This window comes from Cellulosimicrobium sp. JZ28, assembly GCF_015327065.1.
GTDB lineage: Bacteria > Actinomycetota > Actinomycetes > Actinomycetales > Cellulomonadaceae > Cellulosimicrobium > Cellulosimicrobium funkei.
Window position 1 is genome coordinate 1894185 of sequence record NZ_CP017660.1, and the last position, 19479, is coordinate 1913663.

Here is a 19479-nt window from a genome sequence, read left to right on the forward strand (position 1 = left end):
TTGAGTGACGGAGGCTCAGCGACCGGGGTCTGGTCGCGCGGCATCTGCCTGCTCGGACTCCTCCGAGTCGTCGGAGTCCGCGGTCTTCTCGGGGTCCGCGGCGTCGGTCGACTCCTCGACCGGCTCCGTGGGCTCCGTGGCGGGCGCCTCGCCCGGCGCGTCGAGGGACACCGTCTCCTCGCGCCCGGGGTGGCGACGCCCGACAACGATAAACGCTACCAACGCACCGACACCGACCAGGATCGAGGTCCAGACGTTCAGCCGGAGACCGAGGACGAGCTCGGCCTCGTCGATGCGCAGCATCTCGATCCACACCCGACCGAGCGTGTAGACGAAGACGTAGAGCCAGAATACCCGACCATGACCGAGCCGGAACCGACGGTCCAGGTAGATCAGGAGCAGGGCAGCGGCGATGTTCCAGACCATCTCGTAGAGGAACGTCGGGTGGAACAGCGTGCCCGGCGGGTAGCCGGCCGCGGCGGCGACCGAGTCGTCGACCCGCAGGCCCCACGGCAGCGTCGTGGGCGAGCCGAACAGCTCCTGGTTGAACCAGTTGCCGAGGCGGCCGACGGCCTGCGCGAGGAGCAGCCCCGGGGCGAGCGCGTCCGCGAACGCCGGGAAGCTCACGCGCTGGCGCCGGCACCCGATGTACGCGCCGACCGCTCCGAGCGCGACCGCGCCCCAGATGCCGAGGCCGCCCTCCCACACGTACAGCGCGCGGACGGGGTCCCCGTTCGGGCCCCAGTACGGGTCGGGCGTCGAGAAGACGTGGTAGAGCCGCCCGCCGACGATCCCGAACGGGACCGCCCAGAACGCGATCTCCAGGACGTCGTCGGCCTCTCCCCCGCGCTTGACCCAGCGGCGGCGCGTGAGCCACAGGGCGACGCCGATCCCGGCGAGGATCGCGAGCGCGTAGGCGCGGAGGGGGAACGGCCCGAGGTACCAGGTGTGCTGGGGCGGGCTCGGGATCGCCGCGGGCAGGGCGCCCGCGGCCTCCGCGAGCTGCCCGACGGCGAGCGCGGCGCTCATGCGACCACCCCGCCGGGCGTCGTCGTGCCGGGCTGCTCCTGGCGGGCGGACCGCACCCCGGCGGCCAGCGAGGCGGCGACCGTGCGGAGCGCGGCGAGCCGCTCGTCCCACGGGGCGTCGCCCAGCAGGGGCCGGACGAACGCCGAGCCGACGATGACGCCGTCGGCGTAGCGCGCGACCTCCGCGGCCTGCTCGGCCGTGGACACGCCGAGGCCGACGCAGACGAGCTCGGCGCCCGCCGCGCGCGTGTCGGCGACGAGCCGCGCGGCCTGGGGCCCGACGGCGGCGCGCACGCCCGTGACGCCCATCGTCGAGGCCGCGTAGACGAAGCCGCGCGACGCGCGCGCGGTGAGCCGGAGGCGCTCCGGCGTCGAGCTCGGCGCGACGAGGAACACGCGGTCGAGACCGTGCGCCTCGGCGGCGTCCAGCCACGCGCGACCCTCGTCGGGGACGAGGTCGGCCGTGATGAGCCCGGCTCCCCCGGCCGCCGCGAGGTCGCGCGCGAACGCGTCGACGCCGTAGCGCAGCACGGGGTTCCAGTACGTCATGACGAGCACCGGCACGCGCCCGCCCGTGCGCTCCGTGACGGCCGCGACGACGCGGAAGACGTCCGCGACGCGCGCGCCGCCGTCGAGCGCCGCCTGGGCTGCGGCCTGGATGACCGGGCCGTCCATGACGGGGTCCGTGTACGGGATGCCGAGCTCGAGCACGTCCACGCCCGCGTCGACGAGCGCGAGCGCCGCCTCGACCGAGCGCTCGACGGTCGGGAAGCCGACGGGCAGGTAGCCGACGAGCCCCGCGCGGCCCTCCGCGCGCAGCTCGAGCAGGCGGCGGGCGGTGGCCGACGCCGTCCCCGGCGTCGACGCCCCGGGTGCGTCCTGGGTCTGGGCGGCGCTCACAGCTGTCCCTCCGTGCCCGTCGCCGTCTCGGCGATCGCGTCGTCGTCCACGAGGTCGAACCACCGGGCGGCGGTCGCCACGTCCTTGTCCCCGCGCCCCGAGAGGTTCACGAGGATCACGTGGTCGGTGCGGCCCGCGGCCGCGGCCTCGCGCCCGACCCGCAGCGCGCCCGCGAGGGCGTGGGCCGACTCGATCGCGGGGATGATCCCCTCGGTGCGGCACAGCAGCCGGAACGCGTCCATCGCCTCGGCGTCGGTCACGGGCAGGTACGTCGCGCGGCCGAGGTCGTGGAGCCACGAGTGGGCGGGCCCGACGCTCGGGTAGTCGAGCCCCGCCGACACCGAGTGGCTCGGCAGGGTCTGGCCGTCCTCGTCCTGGAGGAGGTACGAGCGCGCGCCGTGCAGGACGCCCGGCGCGCCGCCGCTGAAGCGGGCCGCGTGGCGGCCCGTCTCGATGCCCTCGCCCCCCGCCTCGAAGCCGAAGAGCTCGACGCCCTCGTCGTCGAGGAAGGCGTTGAAGAGCCCGAGCGCGTTCGAGCCGCCGCCCACGCACGCGGCGAGAGCGTCGGGCAGGCGCCCGATGCGGTCGAGGATCTGCGTGCGCGCCTCCTCGCCGATGACGCGGTGGAACTCGCGCACCATCTCGGGGAACGGGTGGGGCCCGGTCACGGTGCCGAGCAGGTAGTGCGTCGTGTCGACGTTGGCGACCCAGTCGCGCAGCGCCTCGTTGATCGCGTCCTTGAGCGTGCGCTGGCCGATCGTCACGGGGACGACCTCGGCGCCGAGGAGGCGCATGCGCGCGACGTTCAGCGCCTGGCGCCGCGTGTCCTCCTCGCCCATGTAGACGACGCACTCGAGGTCGAGCAGGGCGGCGGCCGTCGCCGTCGCGACGCCGTGCTGGCCGGCGCCCGTCTCGGCGATCACGCGCTTCTTGCCCATGCGCTTGACGAGCAGCGCCTGGCCGAGGACGTTGTTGATCTTGTGCGAGCCGGTGTGGTTGAGGTCCTCGCGCTTGAGGAAGACGCGCGAGGCGCCGGCGTGCTCCGCGAAGCGGGGCACCTCGGTGAGCGGGCTCGGGCGGCCGGTGTACTCGCGCTGAAGGCGCGCGAGCTCGGTGACGAACGCCGGGTCGTCGAGCGCCTTGCGGTACTCGGTCTCCAGCTCGTCGAGCGCGGCGACGAGCGCCTCGGGCACGAAGCGCCCGCCGAACTCGCCGAAGTAGGGACCCTCCTGGGTCGCGAGGGAGCGCGTCAGGTCGGCGCGGACGGAGTGCGCGCCGCTCGGAGGGGTGGTCGATGGTGTCGAGTCGGGCACGGGGCCGGTCCTCCTGCGTGGTGGGGTGTGCTGGGCCGGGGCGCGGCGCCTGCGACGTGACGGACGGTGCCGTCGTGCCTCAGGGCCGCACGGACCACAGCGACGGGTGCGACCCGGCCGCGACGAGGTCGGCGACGGACGAGCGCGGCGCGTCGTCGGTCACGAGCGCCTCGCCGACCAGCACGGCGTGCGCGCCGGAGCGGGCGTAGTCCATGACGTCGTGCGGCCCGCGCACGCCGGACTCGGCCACGCGGACGACCTCGTCGGGGATCGCGGGCGCGAGGCGCGCGAAGGTCGTGCGGTCGACGTCGAGCGTCTTGAGGTCGCGCGAGTTCACGCCGACGACCCGCGCCCCGGCGTCGAGCGCGCGCGTCACCTCGTCGAGCGTGTGGACCTCGACGAGCGCGGTCATGCCGAGCGAGTGCACGCGCTCGACGAGCGACGTGAGCACCGTCTGCTCGAGCGCGGCGACGATGAGGAGCACGATGTCCGCGCCGTGCGCGCGCGCCTCCCACACCTGGTACGGCGTCACGACGAAGTCCTTGCGCAGCACCGGGACGTCGACCCGCGCCCGGACGGCGTCGAGGTCGGCGAGGCTCCCGTTGAACCGCCGCTGCTCGGTGAGCACCGAGATCGCGGCCGCGCCGCCCTTCTCGTACTCCCCCGCGAGCTCGGCCGGGTCGGAGATGGACGCGAGCGCGCCCTTGCTGGGGCTCGACCGCTTCACCTCGGCGATGACGGCCACGGCGTCGTCCGCCTTGAGGCGGCTCACGCACTCGAGCGCACCGGGGACGCGGGCGGCTCGTTCCTTGAGCTCGTCGAGCGAGGTCGTCGCCTGGCGTGCCGCGAGGTCCTCGCGCACACCCGCGACGATGTCGTCCAGCACCGTCATCGTCCCACCACTCCCCGTGTCGTCCCGCCCCCTGCCGGGCCGGTCGGCCGGCGTGCACCCACAGGTTCGGGCCGACCCGTTGACAGGGAGGTACCTGCCATCGTAGAGCCGCCCCCGAGTGACGATGACCACGGCCCAGCCCCGAGACGCGCGCGGCGCCGCCGGTCGCGGTCACGGCCACCGGCTCAGACGGCCACCGGGCCGAGCCACGGGACCAGGGCGGGCACGTTGCGCAGCACCCCGAAGAGCACGAGCACGGCGAGCGACGTCCACGCCACCCCCGCGGGCACGCGCGGCGCGGGGCGGCCGCGCCAGGCGCGGACGAGCCACAGGCCCCACAGCACGACGAGCAGCGGTGCGACGACGACCCAGAGCGGGTTCATGGACCAGGCCGCGGCGAGGTCGAGGTGCACGAGGTCGTGCGTGGCCCGCAGGCCGCCGCACCCGGGGCACGCGAGGTCCGTCAGGGCGAGCAGCGGGCACGTGACGTAGTGGCCCGGGCGGTTCGGGTCGACCGCGCCCACGTACGCCGTCGCGGCGGCGACGAGCGCACCGACGGCGAGCGGCGCCACGGCCTCGCGCGGCACCAGCCGTCGGCGCACCGCCTCGGACGTCACGTGACCGCCCCGTCAGTACTGGTCGGGGATCGTGCCGACCCAGGCGAGGACGGCGGGGAAGAACACCAGCAGGAGCAGCAGACCGATCGCGGACAGGCCGATCGCGACCCAGCCGAGGATGATGCCCGCCGTCGCCATGCCGTCGTTGTCCGCCTGGCCCTCCGCGACGGCACGCTTCGCCGCGTTGCCCACGATGACCGCGGGGATGCCCGTGAAGAAGCCGCAGCTGAGCACGAACGCGGCGATGCCCAGGACGAGAGACCAGATCGCGAGGTTGTTCTTCGGGTAGTACGGCGGCGGCGCGTAGGCGCCTGCCGGGTACGGCTGGCCCGGGTACGGCTGGCCCGGGTACGGCTGACCGGGGTACTGCTGGCCCGGGTACTGCTGCTGGCCCGGGTACGGCTGACCGGGCTGCTGCTGACCGGGGTAGCCCTGGTCAGGACCCTGCGGGCCGGGGTGCTGCGCGCCGCCGGGCACCGACGAGCCGTACGGCGCCTGCGACCCGTCCTGCGGGGGCGTGCCGTCGTGCGGGCCCGGTGCCGGCGGCTGCGTCACCGCGCGTCCTGCTTCTTCTGCCCGTAGCCCATGTTGCGGAGCACGAGGCCGCCGACGAGCGCCACGGCCACGACGCCCATGCCGACCCAGAACAGCCAGACGGCGGCGACCACGACACCGATCGCGGCCACGAGGGCGCCGACCATGATGCCGATCATGGTGAACCACGCGGCGACGGTGTGGCCGTGGTTCGTGGGCGGTGCCGCGGGCGGCAGGTAGGCGATCTCGGTGGTCTGCTGGTTCTCGGCCATGAGGGTCGTGCCTTTCGTCAAGATGTGGTCAGAGCCTATCGGACCGGGCCGGGGCCCGTCCCGTCGCGGGACGTCGGCGGACGTCGCGTGGGACACGTCCGCGCTGCTCAGCGGTCCGTGGGGTCCTCGCCGCGGGAGAGCGCGTCCCAGGCGTCGTGGTCGGAGACGTCCTCGGCGTCGGCGGGGCCCGCCGCGCCCGCGACCTCGGAGGTCCCGTCCGCGGGCGTGCCGGCTGCCGTCGCGGGCGTCGCCCCGGCCCGCTCGTGCCGCGTCGAGGCGCTCGCCCACGACCGCGCGCCGAGCGCCACCCACACCACCACGAGCACGGTGAGCACGCCGAGCACGGCCGCCACCCAGGGCGCCGCGGTGAGCTCGACCGGTGCGGTCAGCTCCGTCACGCCCGTCGCCTCGGCCACCGCCGACCGGGCGGTCGGCTCCGGGTCGATCGCGACGCTCAGCGCCGACACCGTCGCGACGACGCCGCTCGCCGCCGCGACCGCCAGGACGACCCACCGGCCGACCCGTCCCACGAGGCCGAGCGCGAGCGCGGCCGCGACGAGCACGAGCGCGGCCGCGCTCACGCCGGGTGCGGCCGACGTGCCGGCCACCGCGACGTCGACCTGCGGGTCGAGCGCGGTGGCCCCCGTCGTGCGCAGCCACGTGGGCACCGCCGCCGCGAGGGTCGCGCCCCCGAGGAGCAGCAGGACCCAGATGGCCGTGCGGCGGGCCGGGCCGCCCGGGCGGCTCACGCGAGCCCCCGCAGCCGCGCCGCGACCTGCACGGCACGGACCGCCGCGGCCGCCTTGTTGCGCGACTCCGCGTACTCGAGCGCCGGCACGGAGTCGGCGACGATCCCGCCCCCGGCCTGGACGCTCGCGCGCCCGTCGCGGATCAGCGCCGTGCGGATGGCGATCGCCATGTCCATGTTCCCGTCGAAGTCGAAGTACCCGGCCGTCCCACCGTAGATCCCGCGCGAGGCGGGCTCGAGCTCGTCGATGAGGGCGATCGCGCGCGGCTTGGGCGCGCCCGAGAGCGTCCCCGCGGGGAACGTGGCCCGGAAGGCGTCGAGCGCCGTCGCGCCGTCGCGCAGCGTGCCGACGACCGTCGAGCACAGGTGCATGATGTGGCTGAACCGCTTGGTCGCCATGAACTCCACGACCTCGACCGACGTCGGCTCGCAGACCTTGACGAGGTCGTTGCGCGAGAGGTCGACGAGCATGATGTGCTCCGCGAGCTCCTTGGGGTCCTCGCGCAGCTCCTCCCCGAGCGCGACGTCCTCCTCGGGCGTGGCGCCGCGCGGCCGCGAGCCCGCGATGGGGAACGTCGTGACCCGGCCGTCCTCGACCTTGACCAGCGTCTCCGGGCTCGACCCGACGACCGCGAAGTCGCGCCCGTCCGCGTCCGTGAGCTGGAAGTAGTACATGTACGGGCTCGGGTTGATCGTGCGCAGCGCCCGGTAGACGTCCAGCGGGTCCGCCGGGCAGTCGAGGTCCAGGCGCTGCGAGAGGACGACCTGGAAGACCTCGCCCTCGCGGATCGCGTCCTTGCCCGCCACGACGGACGCCTCGAACTCGTCGCGCGTCGAGCGGAACTCGAGCTCCGGCTCGACGGCGTCGGCGGCCACGACCGACGCGACGTGCGCACCGCCGGCGACGAGGCGCGCCTGCATCGCGTCCAGGCGCCGCACCGCGTCGGCGTACGCCTCGTCGACCCGCTCGTCCGTGTCGTCGAAGTTGATCGCGTTCGCCACGAGCCACACGCTGCCCTCCGCGTGGTCGACGACCGCGAGGTCCGTCGCGAGGCACAGCGTGAGCTCCGGGACGCCCAGCTCGTCGGGCGCGTGCGCGGGCAGCGTCGGCTCCCAGTGCCGGATGACGTCCCACCCGATCGCCCCGGCGAGCCCGCCAGTCAGCGGCGGGAGGCCGTCGACCGCGGGCGTGCGCAGCACGTCGAGCGTCGCCTCCAGCACCTCGACCACGTCGCCCTCGCGCGGGACGCCCGCGGGCACGTCGCCCGACCACACCGCCCGGCCGTCGCGCGCCGTGAGGGTCGCGCGGGACGCGACGCCGACGAACGAGTACCGGGCCCAGCGCCCGTCCGACTCCGCGGACTCCAGCACGAAGGTGCCCGGCCGACCCTGCGCCAGGGTGCGGTAGAGACCGACCGGCGTGACGTCGTCGGCCAGGAGGCGCCGCACGACCGGGACGACCCGGCGGGAGCGGGCGAGCGCGCGGAAGCCGTCGAGCACGGGCCACGTCGTGCCCCACGCGGGCCCGCCCGCGGGGACGGTGGTGGTGCCGGCCGGGTCGACGGTCGTGCTCACTGGTTCTCCTCCTCGGGGTCCGGTCCGACGGCGGGCGCGGCCCCGGCGTCCGGGGCACCCGGCGCGGACGGCAGCTCGCCGACGACGGCGCCCAGGTCTCCGCCGGCCTCGAAGCACGTGCGGGTGCCCGTGTGGCACGCGGCGCCGACCTGGTGCACGCGCACGAGGAGCGCGTCGCCGTCGCAGTCGAGCGCGACCGAGCGCACCACCTGGACGTGGCCCGACGTGTCGCCCTTGCGCCAGTACTCCTGGCGCGACCGGCTCCAGAACGTCACCCGCCCGGTGGTCAGGGTGCGGTGGAGCGCCTCGTCGTCCATCCAGCCGAGCATGAGCACCTCGCCGGTGTCGTGCTGCTGGACGATCGCGGCGACCAGTCCGGCGTCGTCGCGCTTGAGCCGCGCGGCGACCTCGGGGTCGAGCGCGGACGGGATCGTGGTCTGCGGGCCGGTCGTGGAGTCGGGCACCCGAGAATCCTGCCAGACGCCGGGCCGCCGCCGGTCCCCCGTCTCGCCCGACCCGGCGTGACGTCGGTCGCCCGATCGGGCAGGTCAGCGGGTCTGGGAGACCCAGGCGTCGTGCATGCGGGCGTAGACCCCGCCCGCGCGGGCGAGGTCGTCGTGGTGGCCCACCTCCACGACGTGCCCGGCGTCGACGACGACGACGAGGTCGGCCGCCTCGGCCGTGGAGAGGCGGTGCGCGATCGTCAGCGTCGACCGGCCCGCGGTGAGCGACGCGAGCGCCCGTGCGATCCGGACCTCGGTGGCCGGGTCGACGGCGGACGTCGCCTCGTCCAGGACGAGCAGGTCCGCCTCGGCCAGGTACGCCCGGACGAGCGCGACGAGCTGCCGCTCGCCCGCGGAGAGGGACTCGCCCCGCTGGCCGACCGAGGAGTCGAGCCCGTCCGGCAGGTCCGCGACCCAGTCGGTGAGGCCGAGCCGCTCGACGGCCGCCTCGATCCGGGCGCGACGCGCGGCAGCCGGCTCCTCCTCGGCGACGCCCCGGAGCCCGTAGGCGACGTTGTCGGCGAGCGTCCCGTCGAACAGGAAGCCCTCCTGGGGCACGAGCACGACGCGCTCGCGCAGGGACGCCACGGACAGGTCGCGCAGGTCCGTGCCGTCCAGGAGCACGCGCCCGCCCGTCGGGTCCATGAGCCGCGTGACGAGCTTTGCGATCGTCGTCTTGCCCGAGCCGGTCGCGCCGACGACGGCGACCGAGGCACGCGCCGGGAGGTCGAGGTCGACGCCGTGCAGCACCTCGGGCCCGTCGGGGTAGGCGAACCGGACGTCCTCCAGACGCACGTGGGCCGGGCCGCGCGGGCTTCGCACGCCGTCGAGGCCCTTGTCGACGACCTCGACCGGCGTCTCCAGGACCGCGAGGACGCGGCGCCAGCCCGCCACGGCGTTCTGCAGCTCGTTGAGGATCTCCGTCGCCATCTGGACGGGGCCGGTGAAGAGCTGGACGAGGAAGAGGAAGGCGAGGAGCTGGCCCACCGAGATGTCGCCCGCCACGCCGAGCAGCGACCCGACGACCACGACGACCGCGAGCACCAGGTTCGCGACGAGCACGCCGCTCGAGAACACGACGGCGACGAGCTTCTGCGCCCGGACCATCGCGCGCCGGGTCGCGTCGACCGCGGCGTCGACGCGACGGGCCGTCCGGGCCCCGGCGCCGTACGCGCGGATCGTCTCCGCGCCGACGACGGACTCCGAGATCGCGCCGAGCATCGCGCCGACCCGCGCGCGGACCTGGGTGTACGCGTCGTTGACCCGCGCCTGCGCGGGGCGCAGGACGAGGAACAGCGGCACGAAGCACGCCCACACCACGAGCGTGAGCTGCCACGAGTACACCGCCATGAGCGCCGTCGCGACGCCGATCTGCAGCACCGAGACGAGCAGCATGATGCCGCCCCACTGCACGAACAGCGAGATCGTGTCGACGTCGCTCGTGACGCGCGAGACGAGCGACCCGCGCCGCTCGGAGTTCTGGGTGAGCACCGACAGGTCGTGCACGTGCCGGAACGCGCGTACGCGCAGCGCGGCGAGGCCGGCCTCGGTCGACCGGAACAGGCGCACGTTGACGAGGGCCGAGCACAGCCCGGCGACGACGAGGATCACGGCGGCGACGCCCACGAGCACCGCGACGCGCGTCGTGTCCGGACCGCCGTCGGCGAGCACGCCCGTGTCGATGGTCTGCTGCACGGTCACGGGCACGACGACCCGGCCCAGCGCCGCGGCGACGGCGAGGCCGAGCGTGACCCAGATGCCGGCGAGGATCTGCGGCGAGACCTGCACGCCGCGACGCAGCGTCGCGAGGACGCCCAGGGAGCTCGCCGAGGCGATGCGCGCGTCGCCGGTACGGACGTCGGCGGCCCCGCCGTCGACGGCGGGGCCCGTGCCCCGGCGGGTCGACCGCCCGGGTCGTTCGGTCGTGGTCCGGGTCATTCCTCCAGCGCCCCCGTCTCGACGTGCCGCACGACGTCGTCCTCCTCCGTCTCCTCCTGGCGCGCGAGGTCGTCGTCCCGGCGACCGTCGCGGACCTGGTCGTCCTCGCCCGCGTCGCGCACCGAGTCGTCCGTCGCGTCGGCGCGCTCGTTCTCCCGGCGCTCCGCCTCGCGCGCGTACGCGGTCGCGAGCTCGCGGTACCCGGGATCGCGGGCGAGCAGCTCGTCGTGCGTCCCGACGTCCACCACCCGCCCCGACTCCACGTGCACGACGACGTCCGCGAGCGCGACGCTCGACATGCGGTAGGCGACCATGACGACCGTCGGGCGGTCGTCGCCGCCCCGCGCGACGCCCGCGAGGATCTCCTGCTCGACCCGCGGGTCGACGGCCGACGTCGCGTCGTCGAGGACGAGCAGGCGCGGACGCCGGACGAGCGCGCGCGCGATCGCGAGACGCTGGCGCTGGCCGCCGGACAGGTTGGCCCCCCGCTCCCCGAGCGGGGCGTCGAGGCCCTCCGGGAGCCGCTCGACGACGTCGTCCACGCGCGCGAGCCGCAGGGCCGCCCAGACCTCCGCGTCGTCCGGGCCGGGATCGCCGTCGTCGACGAGCGTGACGTTCGCGCGCACGGTGTCCTCGAACACGAACGCCTGCTGCGCGACGAGGGCGACCTGCGTCGTGAGGTCCGCCTCGCGCACGTCGCGCACGTCCGTGCCGTCGAGGAGCACGCGCCCGCGCGACGGGTCCGAGAGCCGCGCGAGGAGCGAGACGAGCGTCGTCTTGCCGGCGCCCGTCGGACCCACGACGGCGACCGTCGTCCCCGGCGCCACGGTGAGGTCCACGCCGTCGAGCAGCGTGAGCTCGCGGCCGCCCGCCCGGACATCGACACCGACGCCCTCGAGCCGCACGCCCAGCCCGGCACCCGTCCCGCTCAGGGCCGACGTCCCGGGACGCAGCACGCCCCCGGCGTCGACGACGCGGCTGATGCGCTCGTACCCGACGAGCGCGCGCGGGAGCTCGCCGAGGACCCAGCCGAACGCGCGGACCGGCACGGCCATCACGGTCAGGAGGTACGCGGCGGTGATGATGTCGCCGGGCGCGACGTCGCCCGCGGTGAGGCGCACGGTCCCGACGCCCAGCACGAGGAGCGTGCCGAGCGACGGCAGGAGCTCGATGACGGGGTCGAAGAACGCCCGCACGACGCCGACCCGCACGTTCGCGGCGCGCAGCTCGTCGGTGCGCTCGGCGAAGCGGCGCTCCTCGCGGTCCGCGGTGCCGAGCGACGTGACGAGGAGCGCGGCCTCGAAGCTCTCGTGCGCGACGTCGGACACCTCGGCGCGCAGCTGCTGCGCCCGCGTGATGGCGGGCGACATGTAGCGCTGGAACACGATGTTCACGGCGACGGCGACCGGGATGACCACGAGCGCCGCGCACGCGAGCCAGACGTCCACCCGGAAGAGCATCACGGCGGCGACGCCGATCATGACGACGACGCCCAGCGCGAACGGCAGCGGGTTGAAGACGCCCGTCGCGGCCTCGACGTCGGAGTTCGCGTTCGACAGGAGCTGCCCGGCCGGGTGCGAGCGGTGCCACGACATCGGCAGGCGCAGGTACTGGCGGGTCACCGCGGTGCGGTGGCGTGCCTGCAGCGCGGCGTACCCGTTGCCCGCGAAGATGCGCCGCGCGGCGACGCTCACCGCGAGCGAGAGCGCGATCCCGGCGAGCACGAGGCCCGCGACCCAGATGCGGCCGCGCGCAGCCTCATCGCCCGCGAGCGCGGGCACCACGACCTCGTCGGTGACCCGGCCGACCGCGCCGCTCACGGCGACGGTCAGCGCGCCGAAGAGCGCGGACGAGCCGATCGCCAGCACGTACGTGCGCGGCTCGTCGCGGATGCCGCGCCCCATGAGCGCGAGCGAGCGGCGGACGCGGGAGCCGGTGAGCGCGTGCGGTCGGCGCACCGACGGCTCGGCGGGGAGCCGGTCGCGGGGGCGGTCGTGCCGGGCGGCGGTGGCCGGCGGGTCGGTCGGGGCGGGCGGGGCGTCGGCGCCGGTGGGGCGCGTCCTGCTGCCGGGCACGGGACGGTCCTCGTCTTTCGTTCAGGGGTGGCCCGATCCTCTCACGGGCTCCCGACACCGCCGCCGGGCGTCCGCGCCGGTCAGCGCACCTGCACGCCCTCGGCCCGCATCGCGTCCTTCACCTGACCGACGGTGAGGGCGCCGAAGTGGAAGACGCTCGCGGCGAGCACCGCGTCCGCCCCGGCGCGCGCCGCCGCCACGAAGTGCTCGGGCGTGCCCGCCCCGCCGCTCGCGATCAGCGGCACGCGCACCTCGGAGCGCACCGCGGCGAGCATCTCGAGGTCGAACCCGGCGGTCGTGCCGTCCGCGTCCATCGAGTTGAGCAGGATCTCGCCCGCGCCCAGCCCCGCTGCGCGCGACGCCCACTCCACGGCGTCGATCCCCGTGCCGCGACGCCCGCCGTGGGTCGTCACCTCGTAGCCGGACTCCGTCCGCACGTCGCCGGTCGTGCGGCGCGCGTCCACCGAGAGCACGAGCACCTGGCTGCCGAAACGGTCCGCGATCTCCGCGATGAGCTCCGGGCGGGCGATCGCCGCCGTGTTCACGCCGACCTTGTCCGCGCCCGCGCGCAGGAGACGGTCCACGTCGTCCGCCGAGCGGACCCCGCCACCGACGGTGAGCGGCACGAAGACCTGCTCGGCGGTCCGCCGCACGACGTCGTACGTCGTCTCCCGGTTGCCGGACGACGCCGAGACGTCGAGGAACGTCAGCTCGTCGGCGCCCTCGGTGTCGTAGCGCGCGGCGAGCTCGACGGGGTCGCCCGCGTCGCGCAGGTTCTCGAAGTTCACGCCCTTGACGACGCGCCCCGCGTCGACGTCGAGGCAAGGGATCACGCGGATCGCGACGGTCATGGGGAGTCTCCTCGGTCGGCCGGCGCTCCGCCGGTCGTGTCGGTGCCGGCCGTGCCGGTAGTGTCGGTGCCGGTGTCGGTGCCGGCTGTGTCGTCGGCCGTGCCGGTGTCGCCCGCGCTCTCCTCGGTCACGGGGAACTGGGCGTCGAGGATGTCGACGACGTAGACGAGCGTCTCGCCGGCCAGCGGGTTGGCGGTGGCGCCGTAGGCGAGGTCGGGCGGCACGACGAGCAGCACCTGGCTCCCTACCGACTGCTCGAGGAGCCCCTGCTCCCACCCCTCGATGACCTCGCCGATGCCGATCATCACCGACAGGGGCGCCGCGCCGTCCGTCCACGTCGAGTCGAAGACCTCGCCGTCGGACCAGCGCACGCCCGAGTACCGGACGGTGACCACCTGACCGACCTCGACCTGGCGCCCGTCGCCGCGGACGAGCGGCTGCACCACGAGGCCCGCTGGCGCCGCGGTCTCCGACGGGACGGTCACGCTCGGTGCGCCCTGCTCGTCGAGCGTCACCGTGGGCAGGCCCTCGACCGGCTCCACCGGCTCCCCGGACGCGCGCGTCGGCAGGACGTCGACGACCAGGGCGACGGGAACGCCGTCGTCCACCTCGAGGCGCAGCAGGCGCGCCCCCACGCGCTGCCCCCGCAGGAGGTCGCGCAGCTCGCGGCCGACGGACTCGTCGGTCAGCGTGCGCCAGCGCGGCGCGTCCGTGTACGTGTTCTGCAGGACGGTGCCGTCGCGCAGGTCCTCCGCGTAGAGGTTGAGCAGCAGCGGGCCGCCGTCGACGAGCTCCGCCCCGGCGCCCGGCCACACCACCTCCGACCGCGCGTCCGGCACGTCGAGCGGCGCGCGGTACTCCAGCGCGGGCGGGGCGCCGGACGACCCGGCGACCGTGAGGTCGGTGTTGAGCGGCGTTTCCGTCGCGTCCTCCGGCTCCGTGCACGCACCGAGCACGAGCGCCGCGAGGAGCGCCACGAGCAGCACGAGCGCGGCCCGGGACGCGGGCGCACGACGAGCGCGCCGGACGCCCGGAGGGCGCCCGGCCGCGAGGGCCAGGTTCGTCACATCACGTCCTGCATCACATCGACTCGATGAGGCGCTCCACGCGCTCGTCGACGTTCCGGAACGGGTCCTTGCACAGCACGGTGCGCTGCGCCTGGTCGTTGAGCTTGAGGTGCACCCAGTCCACCGTGTAGTCGCGGCGGGCCTCCTGCGCGGCGCGCACGAAGTCGCCGCGCAGCTTGGCGCGCGTGGTCTGCGGCGGCACGGCCGTCGACTCGAACACCTCGAGGTCTGTGGTGACCCGCTCGACCATGCCGCGCGCCGCGAGCAGGTTGTACAGCCCCTCGGTGCGCGAGATGTCGTGGTAGGCGAGGTCGAGGCGCGCGATCCGCGGGTCGTCGAGCTCGAGACCGTGCTTGGCCTGGTAGCGCTGGATCAGGCGGTACTTGATGACCCAGTCCAGCTCGCGGTCGACGAGCGAGAGGTCGCCCGTCTCGAGGGCGCGCAGCCCGCGCTCCCACAGGTCGAGCACCTGCTTGACGACGGGCGTCGGCGCGACGTCCTGCTCGACGAACTCGCGCACGCGCTGGAGGTACTCGCCCTGGAGGTCGATCGCGGTGACCGTCCGGCCGCTCGCGAGCTGGACGGGCTGCTTGCCCGTCATGTCGTGGCTGATCTCGCGGATCGACCGGATGGGGTTCTCGAGCGCCAGGTCCCGCATGGGGACCCCTGCCTCGACCATGCGCAGGATGAGGTCGGTCGAGCCGACCTTGAGCATGGTCGTCGTCTCCGCCATCGAGGAGTCGCCGACGATGATGTGCAGGCGCCGGTAGCTCTCGGCGTCGGCGTGCGGCTCGTCGCGCGTGTTGATGATCGGGCGCGACCTGGTCGTCGCGCTCGACACCGCCTCCCAGATGTGGTCGGCGCGCTGGGACAGGCAGTACACGGCGCCGCGCGGCGTCGCGAGGACCTTGCCGGCGCCCGTGAGCACCTGGCGCGTGATGAGGAACGGCACGAGGACGTCCGAGAGGCGCGCGAAGTCGCCCTGGCGTCGCACGAGGTAGTTCTCGTGGCAGCCGTACGAGTTGCCCGCCGAGTCCGTGTTGTTCTTGAACAGGTGGATCCGGCCGGGCAGTCCCTCGTGCTCGAGCCGCTGCTGCGCGTCCGCGACGAGGCCCTCGAGGATCCGCTCGCCGCCGCGGTCGTACGCGACGAGCTGACGGACGTCGTCGCACTCCGCCGTCGCGTACTCGGGGTGCGAGCCGACGTCCAGGTACAGCCGCGAGCCGTTGCGCAGGAACACGTTCGACGAGCGGCCCCAGGCGACCACCTTGCGGAACAGGTACCGCGCGACCTCGTCCGCCGAGAGGCCGCGGCCGTCGTCGGACGCGCACGTCACGCCGTACTCGGTCTCCAGCCCGAAGATCCTGCGGTCCATGCGGCGCTACCCCTCGTCCGTCGGGCCGGTGCCCGTCGTGTCGTCGGGCGCGCCCTCGGCGGTCCCGTCGGTGGTGGTCGCCGCGTCGTCGTCCGCGAGGAGGCCCTCGAGGACGGAGCCCGTGAGACGGCGGAACGCGCGTCGGGGCCGGGTGCGGTCCAGGACGGCCACCTCGAGCTGCGCGGCCGGGATGGTGCGGGTGTCGTCCCCCTCGCCGCCGGACGCGAGCGCGTGCACCGCCAGGCGCAGCACCTCGGCGAGCCCGAGACCGGGCCGCCACGCGTCCTGGAGCACGCGACCGAGCTGGTCGGCCTGGCCGCCCATGACGACCACGCCCTGCTCGTCGGCGACGGAGCCGTCGTAGGAGATGCGGTAGAGCTGGTCCTGCTCCGCCGTGCGACCGACCTCCGCGACGACGAGCTCGACCTCGAGCGGCTTCGACTCCGTGGTGAACACCGTGCCGAGCGTCTGGGCGTACGCGTTCGCGAGACCGCGCGCGTTGACGTCCGTGCGGTCGTAGGAGTAGCCGCGCAGGTCCGCGTACCGCACCCCGGCGACGCGCAGGTTCTCGAACTCGTTGTACTTGCCCACCGCGGCGAACGCGATGCGGTCGTAGATCTCCGAGATCTTGTGCAGGGCCCGCGACGGGTTCTCCGTCGCGAACGCGATGCCGTCCTCGTAGGCGAGGACCACGACGGACCGGCCGCGCGCGATGCCCTTGCGCGCGAAGTCCGCCCGGTCCTTCATCAGCTGCTCGGGCGAGACGTAGAAAGGCATGTTCACGCGTCGTCACCTCCGGTCGGGCCGTCCTGCGGGCGGTCGTGCGGGACGGCCTCGGCGTTGGTCACCGGGGGACGCCCGCGCTCCACGCCCGCCCCGGAGCGCTCCGCCACGATCTGCTCGACGACCGCCGCGAGCTCGTCGTCCGGCACGCGCTCGTAGCCGTCGGCCGTGACGACCGCGACCACCGGCCAGATGCGGCGGACCGGGTCCGGGCCGCCGGTGGCCGAGTCGTCGTCCGCCGCGTCGTAGAGCGCCTCGACCGCGACGCGCACGGAGGCCGCCCGGTCGAGACCGGTGCGCCACAGCTTCTTCAGGGAGCCGCGCGCGAAGACCGAGCCCGATCCCACCGAGTGGTACGCCCGCTCCTCGTACCGCCCGCCCGTGACGTCGTACGAGAAGATCCGGCCGGCACCGCGGTCGAGGTCGAACCCGGCGAAGAGCGGCACGACCGCGAGGCCCTGCATGGCGAGGCCGAGGTTCTGCCGGATCATCGTCGACAGGCGGTTCGCCTTGCCGTCGAGCGAGAGCAGCGCGCCCTCGATCTTCTCGTAGTGCTCGAGCTCGAGCTGGAACAGGCGCACGAGCTCGACGGCGATCCCCGCCGTCCCGGCGATGCCCACGGCCGAGTACTCGTCGGCCGGGAAGACCTTCTCGATCTCCCGGTTCGCGATCATCGAGCCCATCGTCGCGCGGCGGTCCCCCGCCATCACGACGCCCGCGCCCACGCCCTCGGCGCCGAACGTCAGCGCCACGATCGTCGTGGCGTGCGGAGCGTCGGGCACCGTGCCGGTCGCCGCGTGCCCGGCCGCGCGGTGCGACGGCAGCAGGTCGGGGGCGTGCCCCGACAGGAAGTCCAGGAAGGACGACGACCCAGGGGTCGTGAACGCGTCGGGCAGGCGCCCGGGCTGGTCCGTGCTCATCGGGTTGCCGTCACCCTTCCTACTCGCCGCCCTTCTGCACGAAGCCCCGGACGAAGGACTCCGCGTTCGTCTCCAGGACCTCGTCGATCTCCTCGAGGAGCGCGTCCACCTCGGCGTCGCGCGACTGCGCCTGCGGCGCGACCGGGGTCGCCGGGGCCTCGGGCTCGTCGTCGGGACGCCGGTCCTCGTGCGACGCGTGCGTGCGTTCGGTACCCGCCATGGCTGCCTCCTCGTCCGTCGGCCGGCCTCGCGCCGACGCTCTGTCCGTTCCAACCCCGTCCGGGCTCGCGCCCTTCCCGGCCCTGCTCGCACGCGGCGCCCCTCCCACGGAGGGCGGGCGCCGTCGTGCGTCCAGCCTAGTCGCCGCCGGTCACGACGGGCCTGCCAGACCCGCCAGCAGCGCGGCGGCGTCCGGGCTCGCGTCGAGCAGCGCCCCGATGTGGGCGCGCGTCCCGCGCAGCGGGTCCATCATCGGGACGCGCTGGAGCGACGGCGCGCCCGGCACGTCGAAGATCACCGAGTCCCAGCTCGCCGCGGAGACCTCGTCGCCGTAGCGCGCCATGACCTCGCCGCGGAAGAACGCGCGCGTGTCCTCGGGCGCGTGGTGCACCGCCGCGCCGACCTCGCGCTCGGTGACCACGCGGTCCACGGCGTCGGCGGCGAGGAGGCGGTGGTAGATGCCGCGCTCGGGCCGCACGTCGGACCACTGGAGGTCCATCGCCGCGAGGCGCGAGTGGCCCCAGTCGAGGCCGTCGCGCTCGCGCAGGCGGTCGAGGAGCCGGAGCTTCGCGACCCACTCGACGTCGCGCCCGCACGCGTCGCGGTCGGTCGCCAGGCGGTCGAGCACCGAGCGCCACCGCGCGAGCACGTCGCGCGTCGGGGCGTCGACCCCGTCCGGTCCCGCGAGGCGCTCCGCCGCGTCGGCGGCGACCTCCAGGTACTCGCGCTGGACCTCGAGCGCCGTCAGCTCGCGCCCGTCGGCGAGGGCGAGGCGACGCGTCAGCTCGAGGTCACGGCTCACGCGCTGGACGTCCGCGACCGGGTCCGCGAGGCGCAGCCCGGCCAGGCGGGCGCGCACGTCCGGGCCGAGCTTCTCCAGGTGCTCGACGACGAAGAGCACGAGCGACGTCGTGCCCGTCTTGAGGTAGGTCGCGGTCTCGAACATGTTCGCGTCGCCGATGATGAGGTGCAGCCGGCGCCAGCGCTGCCGGTCCGCGTGCGGCTCGTCGCGCGTGTTGACGATGGGGCGGCGCAGCGTCGTCTCCAGCCCGACCTCCGCCTCGACGTAGTCGGCGCGCTGGGAGATCTGGAACCCGTGCTCCTCCCCCGCCGGGCCGAGCCCCACGCGCCCCGAGCCGGCGAACACCTGCCGGGTCACGAGGAACGGCGTGAGCATCTCCACGAGGACGCCGAACGGCACCTCGCGGTCGACGAGGAAGTTCTCGTGGGTGCCGTAGCTCGCGCCCTTGCCGTCGACGTTGTTCTTGTAGAGCACGACGCCGCCGCCCGGCACCTGGGCCAGCTCGCGCGACGCGGCGAGCATGACCCGCTCCCCCGCGACGTCCCAGCACACGACGTCGTGCGGCACCGTGACCTCGGGCGAGGAGTACTCGGGGTGCGCGTGGTCGACGTAGAGCCGGGCGCCGTTGGTGAGGATGACGTTCGCCGCGCTCGGGTCGTCGTACTCCTCCGTCGTCGGTCTCGCGACCTCCTGGAGGGAGGCCCCGGCGGCGCCGCCCTCCGCCGTCCGGTCGACCGGCCCCGACGGCGCGGGGCGCGACGGGTCGTCCGTGAGGAGGGACGGGTGCGCCGACGCGCGCGGCACGTGGAACCCCCGCGCGTCCTGCAGCGGGTCCTCGTCGTCGTAGTCCCAGCGCGCCCGGCCCCGGGCGCCGTCGCTGCGCGCGGCGAGCGCCCGGTACGTGGTGACGACCTGGCTCGACATGAGCATCGGGTTCGCCATCGGCTTCCCCGGCTGCAGGACGCCGTACTCCGTCTCGATCCCCATGACCCGTCGTACGCTCACGCGCTCACCCTATGTCCGCCCTCCGACGCCGCGCCGCGCCGTCCACGGGGCGGAGCGACCGC

At 74.8% G+C, this 19479-nt stretch carries 19 protein-coding genes; all 19 read right to left on the reverse strand.

Going from position 1 to position 19479, the window contains the following annotated elements; all coding sequences use genetic code 11:
• Nucleotides 1-15: 15 nt before the first annotated feature.
• The gene (gene lgt / locus BJP59_RS08720; protein ID WP_194522735.1) at nucleotides 16-1029 is read right to left on the reverse strand and encodes a prolipoprotein diacylglyceryl transferase; all 1014 of its coding nucleotides are present in this window, start codon (nucleotides 1027-1029) and stop codon (nucleotides 16-18) included.
• On the reverse strand, nucleotides 1026-1928 hold the full coding sequence (gene trpA, locus BJP59_RS08725; protein WP_194522736.1) for a tryptophan synthase subunit alpha: 903 nt from the start codon (nucleotides 1926-1928) through the stop codon (nucleotides 1026-1028). Before trpA ends, lgt begins: the two co-directional genes overlap by 4 nt.
• A complete protein-coding gene (trpB, locus tag BJP59_RS08730) occupies nucleotides 1925-3181 on the reverse strand; it encodes a tryptophan synthase subunit beta (RefSeq protein WP_194522997.1) in 1257 nt (418 codons plus the stop codon). Before trpB ends, trpA begins: the two co-directional genes overlap by 4 nt.
• 139 nt (nucleotides 3182-3320) lie before the next feature.
• Nucleotides 3321-4133, reverse strand: coding sequence for an indole-3-glycerol phosphate synthase TrpC (gene trpC, locus BJP59_RS08735; RefSeq protein WP_043651188.1), 813 nt, complete (start codon nucleotides 4131-4133; stop codon nucleotides 3321-3323).
• A 185-nt stretch (nucleotides 4134-4318) separates the two neighbouring features.
• Nucleotides 4319-4750 (reverse strand): DUF2752 domain-containing protein, encoded by a 432-nt coding sequence (locus BJP59_RS08740; RefSeq protein ID WP_194522737.1) that lies wholly within the window; start codon nucleotides 4748-4750, stop codon nucleotides 4319-4321.
• A 12-nt stretch (nucleotides 4751-4762) separates the two neighbouring features.
• On the reverse strand, nucleotides 4763-5305 hold the full coding sequence (locus BJP59_RS08745; protein WP_194522738.1) for a DUF4190 domain-containing protein: 543 nt from the start codon (nucleotides 5303-5305) through the stop codon (nucleotides 4763-4765).
• Entirely contained in the window at nucleotides 5302-5577 is a 276-nt protein-coding gene (locus tag BJP59_RS08750; RefSeq protein ID WP_228075274.1) for an HGxxPAAW family protein, read from the reverse strand. The genes BJP59_RS08745 and BJP59_RS08750 overlap by 4 nt, the downstream gene beginning before the upstream one ends.
• A gap of 86 nt (nucleotides 5578-5663) precedes the next feature.
• Complete coding sequence (locus BJP59_RS08755; protein WP_194522739.1) at nucleotides 5664-6305, reverse strand: Trp biosynthesis-associated membrane protein; 642 nt, start codon at nucleotides 6303-6305, stop codon at nucleotides 5664-5666.
• Nucleotides 6302-7879, reverse strand: coding sequence for an anthranilate synthase component I (locus BJP59_RS08760; protein ID WP_061267739.1), 1578 nt, complete (start codon nucleotides 7877-7879; stop codon nucleotides 6302-6304). The genes BJP59_RS08755 and BJP59_RS08760 overlap by 4 nt, the downstream gene beginning before the upstream one ends.
• Nucleotides 7876-8310, reverse strand: a complete 435-nt coding sequence (hisI, locus tag BJP59_RS08765) for a phosphoribosyl-AMP cyclohydrolase (RefSeq protein WP_051876457.1) — start codon at nucleotides 8308-8310, stop codon at nucleotides 7876-7878. The genes BJP59_RS08760 and hisI overlap by 4 nt, the downstream gene beginning before the upstream one ends.
• Before the next feature lie 117 nt (nucleotides 8311-8427).
• Entirely contained in the window at nucleotides 8428-10320 is a 1893-nt protein-coding gene (locus BJP59_RS08770) for an ABC transporter ATP-binding protein (protein ID WP_194522740.1), read from the reverse strand.
• Nucleotides 10317-12224: an ABC transporter ATP-binding protein gene (locus BJP59_RS08775; protein WP_194522998.1), complete on the reverse strand. Its 1908-nt coding sequence runs from the start codon at nucleotides 12222-12224 to the stop codon at nucleotides 10317-10319. Before BJP59_RS08775 ends, BJP59_RS08770 begins: the two co-directional genes overlap by 4 nt.
• A gap of 251 nt (nucleotides 12225-12475) precedes the next feature.
• Complete coding sequence (gene hisF, locus BJP59_RS08780) at nucleotides 12476-13246, reverse strand: imidazole glycerol phosphate synthase subunit HisF (RefSeq protein WP_043651192.1); 771 nt, start codon at nucleotides 13244-13246, stop codon at nucleotides 12476-12478.
• On the reverse strand, nucleotides 13243-14313 hold the full coding sequence (locus BJP59_RS08785; protein WP_228485353.1) for an FKBP-type peptidyl-prolyl cis-trans isomerase: 1071 nt from the start codon (nucleotides 14311-14313) through the stop codon (nucleotides 13243-13245). Before BJP59_RS08785 ends, hisF begins: the two co-directional genes overlap by 4 nt.
• Nucleotides 14314-14326: 13 nt before the next feature.
• Nucleotides 14327-15688 carry a Pup--protein ligase gene (gene pafA, locus BJP59_RS08790; RefSeq protein ID WP_194522741.1) on the reverse strand — a complete coding sequence of 454 codons (1362 nt, stop codon included), beginning with the start codon at nucleotides 15686-15688 and terminating at the stop codon, nucleotides 14327-14329.
• 6 nt (nucleotides 15689-15694) lie between these two features.
• Nucleotides 15695-16471 carry a proteasome subunit alpha gene (gene prcA / locus BJP59_RS08795; RefSeq protein WP_086150502.1) on the reverse strand — a complete coding sequence of 259 codons (777 nt, stop codon included), beginning with the start codon at nucleotides 16469-16471 and terminating at the stop codon, nucleotides 15695-15697.
• On the reverse strand, nucleotides 16468-17391 hold the full coding sequence (gene prcB, locus BJP59_RS08800; RefSeq protein ID WP_021479767.1) for a proteasome subunit beta: 924 nt from the start codon (nucleotides 17389-17391) through the stop codon (nucleotides 16468-16470). Before prcB ends, prcA begins: the two co-directional genes overlap by 4 nt.
• Before the next feature lie 19 nt (nucleotides 17392-17410).
• Nucleotides 17411-17611 carry a ubiquitin-like protein Pup gene (locus BJP59_RS08805; protein ID WP_021479766.1) on the reverse strand — a complete coding sequence of 67 codons (201 nt, stop codon included), beginning with the start codon at nucleotides 17609-17611 and terminating at the stop codon, nucleotides 17411-17413.
• Between the two features lie 150 nt (nucleotides 17612-17761).
• The gene (gene dop, locus BJP59_RS08810) at nucleotides 17762-19399 is read right to left on the reverse strand and encodes a depupylase/deamidase Dop (RefSeq protein ID WP_194523000.1); all 1638 of its coding nucleotides are present in this window, start codon (nucleotides 19397-19399) and stop codon (nucleotides 17762-17764) included.
• Nucleotides 19400-19479: the final 80 nt, after the last annotated feature.

Coding starts and splice junctions, on each gene's coding strand:
- lgt (WP_194522735.1), bottom strand. CDS start 1,029: ATGAGCGCCGCGCTCGCCGTCGGGCAGCTCGCGGAGGCCGCGGGCGCC.
- trpC (WP_043651188.1), bottom strand. CDS start 4,133: ATGACGGTGCTGGACGACATCGTCGCGGGTGTGCGCGAGGACCTCGCG.
- BJP59_RS08770 (WP_194522740.1), bottom strand. CDS start 10,320: ATGACCCGGACCACGACCGAACGACCCGGGCGGTCGACCCGCCGGGGC.
- BJP59_RS08775 (WP_194522998.1), bottom strand. CDS start 12,224: ATGGGGCGCGGCATCCGCGACGAGCCGCGCACGTACGTGCTGGCGATC.
- hisF (WP_043651192.1), bottom strand. CDS start 13,246: ATGACCGTCGCGATCCGCGTGATCCCTTGCCTCGACGTCGACGCGGGG.
- pafA (WP_194522741.1), bottom strand. CDS start 15,688: ATGGACCGCAGGATCTTCGGGCTGGAGACCGAGTACGGCGTGACGTGC.
- prcB (WP_021479767.1), bottom strand. CDS start 17,391: ATGAGCACGGACCAGCCCGGGCGCCTGCCCGACGCGTTCACGACCCCT.
- BJP59_RS08805 (WP_021479766.1), bottom strand. CDS start 17,611: ATGGCGGGTACCGAACGCACGCACGCGTCGCACGAGGACCGGCGTCCC.
- dop (WP_194523000.1), bottom strand. CDS start 19,399: ATGGGGATCGAGACGGAGTACGGCGTCCTGCAGCCGGGGAAGCCGATG.